Source organism: Pelosinus sp. UFO1 (assembly GCF_000725345.1).
GTDB lineage: Bacteria > Bacillota > Negativicutes > DSM-13327 > DSM-13327 > Pelosinus.
The window spans coordinates 4,175,482-4,190,443 of the sequence record NZ_CP008852.1 but is presented as its reverse complement, the minus strand read 5'-3'; the positions used below and the strand labels follow the sequence as shown (position 1 = coordinate 4,190,443).

The window sequence follows — 14,962 nt, the reverse complement described above, 5'->3', positions numbered from 1 at the left end:
ACAAAAAAATACAAAATTTATATGGGCGGTTATGGTTGTAGACTAGTGGTGAGTGATGGTACTCGTGTTTTGGGTCTTATATCTTCTTCACCTGCAGGAGCAGGTGAAGCCATTAGAACGGATGTTGCCAGAGTTAACGTGGATCCTAAATTTGTAAAAACAAGAGCGACCGCTAGAATTGCACATTGTAAAATTATTAATTTGAAAAGAGGGATAGTATGAAAACGGAAGAAACGTTGGTTATGGATCAAATGGGATCTAGTCCGTGGGACAAAGTGCGCACATTCAAAATAGGTGTGATTCCTCTTCCCTTATATTTGATTATTGCAGCTGTCATTTATGCCGCTTCTGTTTACGGAAAATTACCCGCTGATATGATTGGTGGATTTGCTATTATGATGATTATGGGGATTTTTCTAGGGGATGTAGGAATTAAGTTGCCTATTCTTAAAGACATTGGCGGTCCGGCTATTTTGTGTATGTTTGTTCCATCTATAATGGTATTTTATAATTTATTGAATCCAGCATCGATGAAAGCAATTACTGCTATAATGAAAACTTCTAATTTCTTATACTTCTATATTGCTTGCTTAGTTACAGGAAGTATTCTAGGTATGCAACGTCAAGTATTGATTCAAGGCTTTTTGCGGTTGTTTGTACCATTAGTAGTGGGAACTTTAGGGAGTGTCATTGTGGGTGTATCCGTAGGAGTGCTTGCAGGACTTGGAGCGCATCACACTTTCTTTTATATTGTAATTCCAATTATTTCTGGCGGTATCGGTGAGGGGATTCTACCTCTTTCCATGGCTTATTCCGAGATTTTGAATCAACCCTATGAAAAGTTTATCCCTCAGTTGGTTCCAGCAGCCATGCTCGGAAATGTGGTAGCAATTATGTTAGCTGGTTATTTGAAAAAATTAGGTGAACGTAAACCTCATCTAACTGGAAATGGTATGTTAGTTAAAGCAGGCGATGATGCATTATTAAAGGCTGCTCAAGAAGGTAATAATAAACCAGTGGAGTTTCCTCTTATGGGGGCCGGTCTCCTTTTGGCGTGTTCATTCTTTATATTTGGGCAAATTGCTAATGTGTTTATTAGTATCCCAGCAGCTATTATCATGATTTTCTCAGCAGCTATTGTCAAAGCATTAAATATTATGCCAGCGAAAATGGAACAAGGTGCTTATCATATGTACAAGTTTGTCGCTGCTAGCTTGACTTGGGGTTTAATGGTAGGACTTGGTGTGTTATACACACCTTGGGGTGATGTTGTTGCAGCGCTAACTCCCGCCTATGTGTTAACAGTAGCGGCAACAGTTATCGCTATGATTTCCTCTGGGTTCTATATTGGTAAAGTAATGAACATGTATCCAGTGGAATCAGCAATTGTAACTGCCTGTCACAGTGGATTAGGCGGTACTGGTGATGTTGCGATTCTTTCAGCATCGAATCGAATGGAAATGATGCCTTTTGCTCAGGTGGCAACCCGTCTTGGTGGAGCGAGTGTGGTAGTTCTTGCCGCTATATTGTTAAGGATGTGGCAATAGTAAACTTCTTCACTCAGAATTTCCAAGCCTACACATAGAATAGTGTGTAATATAATGAATTGCGTTATAAAATTAGGAAGACTTGACCTTTTGCCGGTTATTGATATCTGGCATGGGACAAGTCTTTCTTTTGTAATTAATGAATTTTAGGTGGGGGTATTTGTTTAAACACAGGAATTTTAGGTGGATTTTTATTATTCGTGCAATTTACACTATCTTGTGATTAAAAATAATACTAAAATGGTGTATAGATGGGAGAAAGGAAGGTAAATACATGGACGAGTTAAAAGAAGCTAAAATTAAAAGTATTCTAGCAGCGAAAGGGATAAACTCTGATAAGCTCTCTAATCAGAGTACACAAGCATTAAAAGAACCAACACCTAGGGCGAATGCTTTAAGGGATATTTTTTATAATACTTTGGGGACAGCAGATATGGAGTTTCCATATTGGTATAATCGGAAATGGAAAGAATTAGATGGCGAGGTTACAGTAGTCAGAAGAGCGAAAGCGTTAAAAGAAGCATTTTCTCGCGCTACACCTAATATTGTGCCAGGTGAAAAACTGGTCATGCAAAAGACCCGCCATTATAGAGGATCATTCCCAATGCCTTGGCTAAGCGAAAGTTTTTTCATCGCTCAAGGAGATGAGATAGAAAAGGAGGCTGCCAGGTCCATCGGAAGTGCTGCAGATGAACTCAGCCATATAGGGCAAGGCGGTGGAAATGTAACGAAAAGTTTTGGGGAAGTAGTTTCCATCGCTGGTAAGTTTGGAATGAGAAAAGAAGAGATACCTGTATTGTTAAAAGTTGCGAAGGAATGGGTTGGAAAATCTGTTGAGGATGTAAGCCTTAGGTATGAAAAAATGGTACCAGAATATGATACCAAAGAAAAGATAATGAGAAGTTTAATCTGTATGTTTGACTCTGGTTATACAATACCACAGGGGCGCGAGGTCATAAATTATTATTATCCTCTACAATATGGTTTTGATAAGCTTAAGGAAATGGCAGAGGAATGTAGAAATCAAGTTGCTGGAAATGCAGATGGTGATGGCTTAATCGGTATGGATCGTCTTTATTTTTATGAAGCTGTTATACATGGAATAGAAGGATTACAACAGTGGATTATTAATTATGCCAAACATGCAAGATTTCTAGAAACAACGGCAGTAGGTAATCAAGAGAAAGAAGAATATAGAGAGATAGCTGAGTGCCTAGAATCCATTGCCCATAATCAACCTCGTAATTTTAGAGAGGCATTACAGCTGTCCTATACCCTGCATATTGCAGTATTAAATGAAGATGTAATATCAGGTCTATCCATCGGGAAACTTGGACAAATATTATATCCATGGTATGAGCAGGATATCGATAGTGGTAAGTTAACCAAAGAAGAAGCCCTTGAGTTAATGGAGCTATATAGAATTAAAATAACTTGTATCGATGTTTTTGCTTCTGCAGGGGTTAATGGTGGGGTATTATCAGGTAATACCTTTAATAATCTATCTCTGGGCGGGTTAACAAGACAGAATCAATCGGCAGCGAATGAATTAGAGGAAATCATATTGGACGCAGGGATCAGTTGTAGGACTCCGCAGCCAACGCTAACAATTATGTATGAAGAAAAACTTCCAGAAACGTTTTTAATAAAAGGTACTGAGTGTTGTAAAACTGGAACGGGATATCCTGCTTGGATTAATAATAGAAATGCTATGGATTTCTTGATAAACCAATATGGCTCTGAAGGAATGACAATTGAAGAGGCGCGATCCGTCGCAATCGGAGGATGTTTAGAAATATCTCCTTGTTGTTGGAAAACATTAACACTCAATGGCAAGGTGTATGAAATTCCAGGTGGCGCTGGCCAACCTACTAGTGTTGGTGTTCACTTTATCGCAAATCCGAAAATTTTGGAACTTGTTTTGACTAACGGAAAAGATCATCGTACTGGAATGCAGGTTTATCCACCGCATAATAAAAAACTTGCCAGCTTTGAAGAATTACTTGCAACATTTAATCAATATTATGAAGATACGATAGGGATTCTTGCTAAAACGAATAATATCGAACATGATATTTGGCGGAAACAAAATATGTCGGTTATCAACTCTTTTCTTAAACCAGACTCTTTAGATAAAGGGCAACATATAGGGAATATGGGTTACCGGTATAATGGAACATTTAATGTGGAAACTTGTGGAACCATCACAATGGTCAACTCTCTAGCGTCCTTAAAAAGTTTAGTATATGACAGCAAGAAATATACTCTTGAAGAAATGACAGATGGTATTTTAAACAACTTTGGCTATAAACAAGCCGCTGAAATTAATAATTATTCATTAGCAGAGCAGGTAAAGATTGCCGAAAATAATCAGTATGACAGAATATATGCTGATTGCTTAACAACTCCTAAATTTGGCAATAACAATGCTTATGTTGATACTATTTTAAAAGAGTATGAGGAATGGTTAGTTATTGCTTGTTCTCGTGCCGAATCTTTATATGGTAAGAAAATGTATCCTTGTCAAATATCAGTATCAACTCATGGTCCACAAGGTGCGGCTACGTTGGCGACTCCAGACGGACGATTAGGTGGAACTACTTACTCTGATGGCTCCGTATCTGCATATCCAGGAACAGATACAAGCGGTTTATATGCTTTATTTGAATCAGCTAACATTTGGGATCACACCACATCCCAAAACTCTCAGATGAATCTTAAAATTCATCCAGGTGCATTACAAGGTATTCAAGGAACAAGAAAATTATTGGATTTGACTAAGGCCTATATGCGCAGAGGCGGCACCCATGTCCAATATAATATAATAGATTCTACTATATTAAAACAAGCACAAAAAGCCCCAGGGGAGCATCGTGATTTACTGGTTCGTGTAGCTGGTTTTACACAATATTGGTGTGAATTAGGCAAACCAATACAGGATGAAGTAATATCTAGAACTGAACATGAAGGAGTATAGGAAGATGGCATTAAAACATATTGATTGTTTACATTTTTGCAGTATTGATGCAAGTAAAGGAATATGCAGATTAACAAAGCAGTTCATCAATATAGATACTGACGTATGTGACAGACTAGCAGTAGCACCAAAATGTAACAATTGTAAACAGTTTCATGATGAGGATGAACAAGGTATCGGAATATGCAAAGGGTTATCTAAGGAAGATTGGGTATATGGCAGCCTTAATGCAGGAACTTGTGCTGCCCATGAATTTAAAGATAAGAGGTAAAGAGTGGATACAACAGGAGTAATATTTGATATACAGAGTTTTTCAGTTCATGATGGACCAGGTTGTAGAACGACTGTATTTATGAGTGGATGTCCTCTAAGTTGTCGATGGTGTGCGAACCCTGAAAGTTGGAGCAGAACACCTCATATCATGTTTAGCGAAAGAAGTTGCAGGTATAATAAAGGCTGTTCATTGTGTAAGGATACCTGTAATAGAGGCGGGCTAAGCTTTGCTAATGGAAAACCAGTGTTGAATTGGGAAACATGTGATGCTTGTACAACCTTTGAATGTGCTGAGGCTTGTTGTTATAGTGGCTTAAAGCAATGTGCAAAAGAGTATACTGTTGATCAGTTAATGAAAATATTAAAAAGGGATTCTAATAATTGGGGCGGAAAAGGTGGTGTAACCTTTAGTGGTGGCGAACCTTTGATGCAGAATAAGTTTCTAGTTGAAATCCTAAAAGAGTGTGTAAAAAATGGTTTCCATACAGCAATCGAAACAACAGCATATACTGATGAAGAAGTATATTTGAATGTAATGAAATATGTAGATTTTGTATTCGTTGACATAAAACACATGGACAGACAAAAGCATAAAGAAAAAACTGGGGTATATAACGATATTATTCTTTCCAATATATCTTCTGTTGCGAATTCACAGTGGCAGGGAAGGATTATCATCAGAGTGCCAGTTATCGGTGGCTTTAATGATGATGTTGAGAATATGTCAAAGTTGATATACTTTATGCAGGAAAATAATCTATTTGAAATAAACATTCTACCTTTTCATACACTAGGCGAATCGAAATGGCGCCAACTAGGGAAAAATTATGATTATGCGACTAGTGGTAGTGTAAGCGATGCCCAGATGGAAGAAATACAGGATCTATTTCTTCACAATAATATAGCCTGCTATATCGGTCATGATACAGCGTTTTAAATTTATAATGTAATTTAAACCCACGATGGTTTAGCAATGTAATATAAAGCGTAAGTTTTGCCGTAATGGCAAAGTTATGCTTTATTTTTTTATAGCAAAAACATAATAATCTGAAGCCACTATATTTTTGAAAAAAATGGCATATTTTAGAGGAGTTTATATTTTTGTGTCGAAAATGACAATTTATAACTATATAGGCAAACCTATCGAAAGGTAGGGACGCAAAGCCATGGGTCTAACAATATTAATTCATGACTGCCAGGTTGCATTTTGTAAATTTACATTATGTTACCTGGCAGTTTTTGTTATTAAAAGAGGAGGTATCGCTTGTCCCAAAAGTTAACAAAAGAGTGAATGGAATTGTTGATGTGCTAATATGCACGAAACTAAAAAAATGCAAAACACTAGCTGAATAAATGGTTCAAGATTTAAGATAATGTTTCAATATGGTTGGAAATTAAATAGAAAGTGGTGTACATATGAAATTGAAAATGAAGTTTTTAGCATTGGTGTTTATTACGAGTTCTGTTTTATTGGCAGTTACAATCATGGGATATCTTGATGCTAAAAAGCAAGTAACAGAAAATATCAAAAATGAAATGTTTTCTATTGTTAACAGTCACTCAAAACAACTAGATGGTTGGTTATTAACAAAGGCTCAAACGGCAGTAGTGACTAGTCAAAACATTCAGGTAGTATTAGGTGATAATGATATACCAGTTTCTTTTGTGCAAAATTATAAGTCTGATCCTGGCGTACTTGATTTGTATGTAGGGTTAGAAGATGGCAGGATGATTGATGGCTCAGGATCAGCCCTTCCAGAGGGGTATGACCCTCGTAAACGTGGGTGGTACAAGCAAGGAAAAGAAACAAATAAATTAACATTTACTGATGCCTATGTTGATGCATTAACTAAAAAGTATATTGTATCAGCAGTTGTTCCATTGAAAAATACAGCAGGAAATACAAAAGGTATTGTTGGGATTGATATTACACTAGATATCTTAAGTGAGAGAATTAAAGAGATTAATTTACATGGGAAAGGAAACGGTTTTATTGTAGATCAACAAGGAATTACGTTGGCCCATCCAGATTCAACGAAAATTTCGACCAATATTAATGAAAATCCACAATTAAAACAGATGGCAAAAGAAATGTTATCTCAAGATAACGGTGTTCAAAGTTATGAAGAGAATAACGTATCAAAATTAATGATTTATACCAAAATACCATCTACGGGATGGATATTGGGTATTACAGTTGACAAAGAAGATGTTTATAGCCAAGTCAAACAGTTAGGTTATGAGTTTGGACTGATTGCTTTAATCGGCATTATAATTTCAATTGCTGCAAGCTGGGTATTGGCTAGTAAAATAACAGGAAACGTTACAAAATTAACTGAGCAGGCTGAGCGACTAGCTAGCGGAGATCTAACAGAGCAGAATCTGATAATTAAGTCTAATGATGAAATAGGACAGCTAGCATTAGCCTTTTCAAAAATGGCAGAAAACTTACGAAATCTAATGAAAAATGTGGCGCAAACAGCAGAACAATTGGCGGCATCTTCGGAAGAATTGACCGCTAGTGCCGAGCAGTCAGCTCATGCATCAGTCCAAGTAGCTACATCGATAACTGAGGTAGCACAAGGAACAGAAAAACAATCGAATGCAGTGGAAGAAGCTTCTCTTGTAGTTGAGGAAATGTCAGCAAGTATTCAGCGTGTTGTAGGAAATGCAAGGACAGTAGCGGCAACATCGGAACAGGCGGCTAGTGCTGCGAGTGATGGTAATGTGGCGATTGGTAGTGCTGTGAGTCAAATGAATATCATCGAAAAGACTGTTTCGGGATCGGCGGAAGTAGTAGCTAAGTTAGGGAATCGATCGAAAGAGATTGGACAAATTGTAGATACTATTTCTGGAATTGCTGGACAAACAAACTTATTGGCATTAAATGCAGCGATTGAAGCAGCTCGTGCTGGTGAGCAAGGGCGTGGATTTGCCGTTGTAGCAGAGGAAGTACGTAAATTAGCGGAACAATCTCAGCATGCAGCAAAGCAAATTGCCGAAATGATTAACGAAATTCAAGTAGATACAGATACGGCTGTAGTAGCTATGAATAATGGTACAAGGGAAGTACACATTGGAAGCGAAGTGGTTAATAAGGCTGGAGAATCCTTTAAGCAGATAGAAATATTGGTTGAGACAGTTCTAAGTCAGGTTCGTGAGATTACTAGTTCTATTCAAAAAGTAGACGTTGGCAGTAATAAAATTGTTACCGCGATACAGGATATTAATGCAATAACAAAAAACAATTCTGGAGAAACCCAAAGTATCTCTGCAGCCACAGAGGAACAATCAGCTTCGATGCAAGAAATTGCTTCTTCAAGCCATGCGTTAGCGAATCTGGCAGAGGAAATGCAGAAAGCCGTTAGAAAGTTTACAATTTAATGCAATAATTTACTTTTAGTTGATCATACTTATACAGGTAAAAAAATCTGAAATTACTATAGGAGTGTGTTTAATGAAAGAAGAAATGGTGGTAGGATTGGAGATGGGAAAAGAAGAACTAGAGGAGTTACTTAAGAATCTTCCCCAAATTTTAAAGGAACTCGAGCAATATATAACTGACAATAATAGTTATAGTTTATAAAATAATCCCGATGATAGACTCCTTTTTGGGGGAGCATTCATCGGGACTTTTTTTGTTATTCAATTGACCATCATAGGAGAAAATAAGTATGTAGCTAGACCTTTTTTTCTGAAAGATCATATTTTCGCATTCGATTTAATACACCTGTATGGGATAAACCAAGGACATTACCAACCTGACGTGATGTCCCATGAGTCTTAATCGCTTCGCGAAGAATATGGCACTCCATTTCTGCTAGAACTTCCTTCAATTTTCGATTTGTAATGGGTAACACACTAGAAGCTGTTTGTAAGTTCATTTGATCCAACATAATATGTTCTGGGGTAATTTCCCCTTGGGAAACCAGACTAACTGCTCGTTCAATAACATTTCTTAATTCGCGAACATTTCCCAGCCAATCGTGTTGCATCAGTTTACTCATTGCAGGCTGTGAGAGATGGGTTACTTGCTTTTTTAAGCGATGGTTTATTTTTAATAATAAACTTTCAATTAATAGAGGCAAATCTTCTTTGCGATCACGCAGTGGGGGGATGTAGATAGGAATGACATTAAGGCGATAGTATAAGTCATCGCGAAACTCTTTTTTTCGAATCATTTCTTCTAGATTCCGGTGAGTGGCAGCAATAATTCGAACATCAACAGAAATTTCTTGATTGCTGCCAATGCGCCGGATCTTGCCGTCTTGCAGTACCCGTAATAGTTTAGCCTGAAGACTAGCGGAGAGTTCACCAATCTCATCCAAAAAGATCGTCCCAGCGTTAGCATATTCAAAAAGGCCACTTTTACCACCTTTTTTTGCCCCTGAAAAAGATCCGTCTTCATAACCAAATAATTCACTTTCGAGCAAAGCATCTGGCAGAGCTGCACAATTAATGGGAGCAAATATTTTTTCTCGACGAAGGCTTTCCATATGGATAGAGCGGGCAAAAAGTTCCTTACCAGTACCACTTTCTCCACGAATCAGTACTGTAGAGTCATTTTTTGCAACAAGCTTCGCCAGATTAATGACATGTTTCATCTTTTCGCTCACATGCAAGATGTCAGCAAATCGATTAATGTGAGGTTTTGTTACGGAATATACCAGCTCTTTAACATCATGCATGGCTTTTAATACTGCTACTGCACCAATAGTAATACCGTTGGCGTCCCTTATTGGACACCCACTAGTAATATAATGACTCTTACCTCTCGTCGTTGAGACTACGAATTCGCAATTGCTATAAGGCGTCCCCTCATGTAGTGCTTCCAATAAAGGTATCTCAGATACGAAAATATCTTTAATTTTTTTACCTAGTACCTCATTACTTTGGTAACTTAGAATTTTTTCAGCGGCGGGATTGAAATGGGTTATAACTTCTTCTTTGTCAATTGCTAAAATGCCATCACCAATCGTATCCATGACAGCTTTGAGCTGTTGTTCTCTCTCTTGGTGAGGCATATTAGAGATTAGGTCGACAGTAATAATTTGTGGAATTAAACACAATTGTTTATGGATAAAAGCATATTTATTAGGTGATAGTGATTCTATTTCTAGATACATAATATTTGGTGAGACTTCCATTGATAAGATATTAATATTATCCCTTGCCAGGACTTGCGAGATATCAAGAACAAGTCCCACCCGATCCTGATTGGTAATTCTCAGACAAATAGTAGCCATGGTGATTCACTCTCCATCCAAATAGCAAATTGGTCACATGGTTATATGAAGATTTATCTGAAACTGTTACTACATATTGGAAAAATATAGCATGACAACTATATTATACCATTGTAAATATCTACAATGGTATAAAAATTAATCACGTAAGCAAGTAATGTCCGTATACAAAAGTCTTTGCAAGGAACTATTGGAACGATTTTAATCCAATTGGAACAAAATTGTTCCGATTGTTGGAGCGATTTTGTTCCAATTGATTTGTGGACGTTGCAATACTATTTGTTTTAAAAATTAACCATGTATAGAAAAACGAATAGATGCTGAATTTAGGGCCTATGTTTTTGTACTACCAGTATTTGGCACAACAATTGCAATAATAGTTATACTAAAAGGAGGTCATTTTTATGATTGTTGGAGTGCCAAGGGAAATCAAAAACAACGAGAACCGCGTCGCCATTACACCTGCTGGTGTAGAGGCAATGAACAAGGCTGGTCATACTGTTGTCATTGAGCATAATGCTGGATTAGGCAGTGGTATTAGCAATGAAGCTTATCAATCGGCTGGTGCCAGAATTCTACTCACTGCAAAAGAAGTTTTTTCTAAAGCGGACATGATTATGAAAGTCAAAGAACCACTGCCTTCTGAGTATGATTTGTTCAAACCTGGTCAAATCTTATTTACGTATTTGCATCTTGCTCCTGAACCTGAGTTAACCAAAGCCCTTTTGGCTAATAAAGTTACAGGTATAGCCTACGAAACAATTGAAGTAGGCCGTACGTTGCCTCTATTATTGCCAATGAGCGAAGTAGCGGGGCGTATGTCAGTGCAAATTGGTGCACAATTTTTAGAAAAACCATGCGGAGGAAAGGGGATTCTTCTCGGAGGAGTACCTGGAGTGGAATCAGCACAAGTCGTTATCGTTGGCGGCGGCATAGTGGGAACCAATGCTGCAAAAATGGCACTAGGCCTGGGGGCTCGAGTGACAATTTTGGATAAGTCAACGGAAAGATTACAGTATCTCGATGATATCTTTCAAGGGAGAGTTACCACTGTTATGTCCAATAGCTATAATATCGGCTCCTGGGTGAAGAAGGCTGACCTCCTTGTAGGAGCAGTGTTAGTGCCAGGAGCGAAAGCGCCCAAACTTGTTAGCGAAGATATGGTTAAGTCCATGAGTGACGGATCTGTAATTGTAGATGTTGCCATTGACCAAGGTGGTTCCGTAGAAACCATTGATCGAATTACTACCCATAGCGAACCGACCTACGTAAAACATGGCGTGGTCCATTATGCTGTTGCAAATATGCCTGGCGCTGTAGCCCGCACATCCACCTTTGCTCTAGCCAATGCAACCTTGGATTATGCTCTGCAGATTGCGAATAAGGGATGGAAGAAGGCTGTGAAGGAAAATGAATCTCTCGCTAAAGGACTTAATGTGGTAGGTGGCATGGTGACTTATAAAGCAGTCGCTGATTCTCTTGGCATGAAATATATTCCTTGGACAGAGGCAATTGTAACTGCCTCCGAATTGCCTAGCGAGCTAGTAGGCTAATAAACCATAAGAGAACCGATTGATTGTTATTACTAAAGGTGGGAGTGCTGTATCCTTGCATCAGTAGTCGCCACTTTGGCATCCAATCATTTTCGTTTAAATTAACGGAAAATTAGCGCAATTAAAAAGAGGGAGGAAACCAAATGAATCTGTTTCGTACAAAGAGCATAGCAGATATGGTAAAAGGCACAGAACAACATGCCTTGAAAAAGTCTCTTGGTTCAGTGGATTTGGTGTTACTGGGAATTGGCTGTATTATCGGTACCGGTATTTTTGTACTTACTGGAGTCGCAGCAGCGAAATATGCCGGACCAGGGATCATGCTCTCCTTCGTTTTATCAGGTCTGGCCTGCGGGTTCGCTGCATTAGCCTATGCAGAATTGGCCGCTATGATACCGGTGGCAGGTAGTGCCTATACCTTTGCCTATGCGTCATTAGGGGAAATTATTGCTTTCATTGTGGGGTGGGCACTTATATGTGAATACACTGTAGGAGCGGCAGCGGTTGCCGCTGGTTGGTCTGGTTATACAGTTGGTTTATTGAAGACCGCAGGAATTATCCTCCCTAAGGCTTGGACTGCCGTTCCCGCAGATGGTGGTATTCTTAACGTTCCCGCTGTGTTAATTGTCTCCTTTTTGACCTACTTACTTGTACTAGGTACAAAAGAAAGTGCGAAATTAAATAGAGTCTTGGTCTTTATCAAACTTGGGTGTGTTGCCCTCTTCCTATTGTTAGCAACACCTCATGTAAACCCATCGAACTGGGAACCTTTCCTTCCCTTCGGTTTAGGTGGTGTTGCCAGTGGCGCAGCAATTGTATTCTTTGCCTACATCGGTTTTGATGCAGTATCCACCGCTGCAGAAGAATGTAAAAATCCTAATCGAGACATTCCCATCGGAATTGTTGGTTCACTGCTGGTCTGTACCGTATTATATATCGCGGTCGCAGCCGTTCTTACAGGCGTCGTCCCTTATTCCTCGTTAAACAATAGCGAGCCAGTAGCTTTCGCCCTTCGCGCAATTGGCATGAATTTTGGTAGCGCAGTGGTAGCCCTTGGCGCAATCTGTGGTATTACCACGGTATTACTAGTCATGATATTTGGGCAAACACGTGTATTCTTAGCCATGAGCCGTGATGGGATGATTCCGCAAAGCTTGGTAAAAATCCATCCCATTCATGGTACACCTCATGTAATTACAATGATTACAGGTGCAGTGGTATGTATATTAAGCGGCTTATTACCTATCAACATTATCGCTGAATTATGCAATTTGGGAACGTTATTTGCATTTTGTATTGTTTCCGCGGGTGTTTGGGTGCTTCGAAAAACACAACCAGATGCCCTCAGACCTTTCCGTTGTCCTGCCGTTGCTTTGACAGTACCTCTTGCTGTACTATTCTGCGGTTATTTGATTAGTAATTTGCCATCGAATACCTTCATTTTCTTCGGTATATGGTATGTAATTGGCATGGTGGTATATTTCTCCTACAGTCGCCATCATAGCACTCTTGCAGAGCAAGAACAATCAGTAAATCTTCCACTTGATAAATAAAATAATGACAAAAAAAGGCCTGCAAAGTTCTTTGACTTTGCAGGCCTTTTTCATTATTTTTAAATAGAATAAGTGATAATAGCTTGATGAGAAGTCTTTAGTTTTATTGCTGTTTCAGGAGTAATTGAATAAATTCCTCAGCGGGGAGTGGTTTACTATATAAGTAACCTTGATATTCATCGCAGCCTTGTTTCTGTAATAAAGCCAGTTGCTCTTCAGTCTCGACTCCTTCGGCGATTACACTGAGCCCTAGATTTTGTGCCATGGTAATAATAGTACTTACTAATAATATTGTCTTACTATTTTCTTTAGTGGCTTTTTGGATGAAACTTCTATCAATTTTCAAAGTATCTACCGCATATTGAACAATATTGTGGAGAGAAGAGTAACCAGTCCCAAAATCATCAATAGCAATTTTGATACCCATATTACGCAACTCTTGGAGTAAAGATTGGAGGAATAGTTCATTTTCGATAGCGGCGCTTTCAGTAATTTCAATCTCTAGGTAATGAGCAGCAACACCCGTTGCATTGAGGGTAGATTTAATCATTGATAGAACTTGTTGATGGAATAATTGTTTCGGAGAAAAATTCACAGCGATTGGAACAATGGGGAGCTCTCTTTTTTGCCATTGATGAAGTTGGCTACAAGCCGTATAGAAAACCCACTCCCCTAATGTGATAATAAAGCCTGTTTCCTCGGCAAGTTTAATAAATTTATCAGGCCCAACCATCCCATATTTTGGGCTGATCCAACGTACCAAAGCCTCAGCACCGATAATCCGACCAGTTTTTATACTTACTTTTGGTTGGTAATACAGCAGAAATTCATCATTAGCCAGGGCTGGGCGTAGTTCATTGGTTAAGGACATAGATTCAGCGAGTGCAATTCCGATGTCGGCAGTATAAAATTGATAGTTATTTCTCCCTAAATTTTTTGCTGTATACATAGCAGTATCAGCATTACGTAGTAGAAAATCCATCTGATTACCATGGTCAGGATAAAGAGCAATACCAATGCTACTAGTAATATAGAAATGGTAGTCGTTATAAATGAAAACTGGTTCTAATATAGTTTGGATTGTTTTTACCACTTCTTCAGTCTTTTGGATGGACGCATTTGTTAACAATACCATAAATTCATCGCCACCCATGCGGGCAATAAACTGCTCTGGGAGGGCTCTTTGGAGACGGGCACTAATGCCTTGTAGTAAACTGTCTCCCACTGAGTGACCCCAAGTATTGTTAATAAATTTGAAATTATCAATGTCAAGAAAGATGAGGGCCAAACTTTCTTGATTGATCAAGGCGTTATTTAGTTGTTGGGCAACATGCTCATGAAAGAGGGTGCGGTTGGGTAGTGTTGTCAAGCTATCGTAGTAAGCTAGTTTATGAATTCGCTCCTTAGCTTGCAGAATTTTTTGACGAGAGGCATAGGATTCAAGACTGTATTGGATTAGCTTTTGTAGAAAATCTGGAGTAATTTTGCTTTTGGAACAATAGTCATAGGCCCCAGCTTTCATTACTTCAACGGCGATGGTTTCGTCGCCATGCCCCGTAAGCATGATAATGGGAATAGCAAGTCCTTCGCTGTTCATCCGACGCAATACTGTCAATCCGTCATTGCCTGGCAATTGATAATCAATAAAGATCAGATCAACAGTATGTTCTTTTAACAGGATTAAGCCACTTGCTTCATCAGCTGCCTCTAAAATAGTGCATATAATTTGACTAGATCGTAAGGCGCGAATAATAATTTGGCGGTCAATGCTATCATCATCAATAATTAAAATGCAGAGCGTATCTTTGATCAT

The 14,962-nt window shown here is 38.6% G+C and carries 11 protein-coding genes and 1 riboswitch; of the genes, 9 read left to right on the top strand and 2 right to left on the bottom strand.

The window, feature by feature from the left end:
* Window positions 1–45: 45 nt before the first annotated feature.
* The 7 genes from UFO1_RS25325 (at window position 46) to UFO1_RS26080 (ending at window position 8,383) form a co-directional block, all read left to right on the top strand.
* Window positions 46–222: a hypothetical protein gene (locus tag UFO1_RS25325; protein WP_158442849.1), complete on the top strand. Its 177-nt coding sequence runs from the start codon at window positions 46–48 to the stop codon at window positions 220–222.
* A complete protein-coding gene (locus UFO1_RS19750) occupies window positions 219–1,547 on the top strand; it encodes a 2-hydroxycarboxylate transporter family protein (protein WP_084159881.1) in 1,329 nt (442 codons plus the stop codon). The genes UFO1_RS25325 and UFO1_RS19750 overlap by 4 nt, the downstream gene beginning before the upstream one ends.
* 274 nt (window positions 1,548–1,821) lie before the next feature.
* Window positions 1,822–4,524 carry a 4-hydroxyphenylacetate decarboxylase large subunit gene (gene hpdB / locus UFO1_RS19745; protein ID WP_038673622.1) on the top strand — a complete coding sequence of 901 codons (2,703 nt, stop codon included), beginning with the start codon at window positions 1,822–1,824 and terminating at the stop codon, window positions 4,522–4,524.
* A 4-nt stretch (window positions 4,525–4,528) separates the two neighbouring features.
* A complete protein-coding gene (gene hpdC, locus UFO1_RS19740; protein ID WP_038673621.1) occupies window positions 4,529–4,795 on the top strand; it encodes a 4-hydroxyphenylacetate decarboxylase small subunit in 267 nt (88 codons plus the stop codon).
* 3 nt (window positions 4,796–4,798) lie between these two features.
* The gene (hpdA, locus tag UFO1_RS19735; RefSeq protein WP_038673620.1) at window positions 4,799–5,734 is read left to right on the top strand and encodes a 4-hydroxyphenylacetate decarboxylase activase; all 936 of its coding nucleotides are present in this window, start codon (window positions 4,799–4,801) and stop codon (window positions 5,732–5,734) included.
* A gap of 186 nt (window positions 5,735–5,920) precedes the next feature.
* Window positions 5,921–6,005, top strand: a riboswitch (cyclic di-GMP riboswitch).
* A gap of 208 nt (window positions 6,006–6,213) precedes the next feature.
* Window positions 6,214–8,181 carry a methyl-accepting chemotaxis protein gene (locus UFO1_RS19730; protein ID WP_038673619.1) on the top strand — a complete coding sequence of 656 codons (1,968 nt, stop codon included), beginning with the start codon at window positions 6,214–6,216 and terminating at the stop codon, window positions 8,179–8,181.
* A 73-nt stretch (window positions 8,182–8,254) separates the two neighbouring features.
* Window positions 8,255–8,383, top strand: coding sequence for a hypothetical protein (locus tag UFO1_RS26080; protein ID WP_256380528.1), 129 nt, complete (start codon window positions 8,255–8,257; stop codon window positions 8,381–8,383).
* Window positions 8,384–8,477: 94 nt separating this feature from the next.
* Here the strand turns inward: UFO1_RS26080 and UFO1_RS19725 are convergent, their stop codons facing one another.
* Window positions 8,478–10,043, bottom strand: a complete 1,566-nt coding sequence (locus tag UFO1_RS19725; RefSeq protein ID WP_038673618.1) for a sigma 54-interacting transcriptional regulator — start codon at window positions 10,041–10,043, stop codon at window positions 8,478–8,480.
* 404 nt (window positions 10,044–10,447) lie between these two features.
* Here UFO1_RS19725 and ald point away from each other — a divergent pair, with 404 nt between their 5' ends.
* Together ald and UFO1_RS19715 are read left to right on the top strand one after the other, a co-directional pair.
* Entirely contained in the window at window positions 10,448–11,596 is a 1,149-nt protein-coding gene (ald, locus tag UFO1_RS19720; protein WP_038673617.1) for an alanine dehydrogenase, read from the top strand.
* A gap of 143 nt (window positions 11,597–11,739) precedes the next feature.
* Window positions 11,740–13,149 (top strand): amino acid permease, encoded by a 1,410-nt coding sequence (locus UFO1_RS19715; protein ID WP_038673616.1) that lies wholly within the window; start codon window positions 11,740–11,742, stop codon window positions 13,147–13,149.
* A gap of 103 nt (window positions 13,150–13,252) precedes the next feature.
* Here the strand turns inward: UFO1_RS19715 and UFO1_RS19710 are convergent, their stop codons facing one another.
* Entirely contained in the window at window positions 13,253–14,962 is a 1,710-nt protein-coding gene (locus tag UFO1_RS19710; protein ID WP_051789027.1) for a GGDEF domain-containing response regulator, read from the bottom strand.

What these genes read in the sequence shown, in the direction of transcription:
- UFO1_RS19750 (WP_084159881.1), top strand. Translation starts at nt 219, where the DNA reads ATGAAAACGGAAGAAACGTTGGTTATGGATCAAATGGGATCTAGTCCG.
- UFO1_RS26080 (WP_256380528.1), top strand. Translation starts at nt 8,255, where the DNA reads ATGAAAGAAGAAATGGTGGTAGGATTGGAGATGGGAAAAGAAGAACTA.
- hpdB (WP_038673622.1), top strand. Translation starts at nt 1,822, where the DNA reads ATGGACGAGTTAAAAGAAGCTAAAATTAAAAGTATTCTAGCAGCGAAA.
- hpdC (WP_038673621.1), top strand. Translation starts at nt 4,529, where the DNA reads ATGGCATTAAAACATATTGATTGTTTACATTTTTGCAGTATTGATGCA.
- UFO1_RS19710 (WP_051789027.1), bottom strand. Translation starts at nt 14,962, where the DNA reads ATGATCAAAGATACGCTCTGCATTTTAATTATTGATGATGATAGCATT.
- UFO1_RS19730 (WP_038673619.1), top strand. Translation starts at nt 6,214, where the DNA reads ATGAAATTGAAAATGAAGTTTTTAGCATTGGTGTTTATTACGAGTTCT.
- UFO1_RS19715 (WP_038673616.1), top strand. Translation starts at nt 11,740, where the DNA reads ATGAATCTGTTTCGTACAAAGAGCATAGCAGATATGGTAAAAGGCACA.
- UFO1_RS19725 (WP_038673618.1), bottom strand. Translation starts at nt 10,043, where the DNA reads ATGGCTACTATTTGTCTGAGAATTACCAATCAGGATCGGGTGGGACTT.
- ald (WP_038673617.1), top strand. Translation starts at nt 10,448, where the DNA reads ATGATTGTTGGAGTGCCAAGGGAAATCAAAAACAACGAGAACCGCGTC.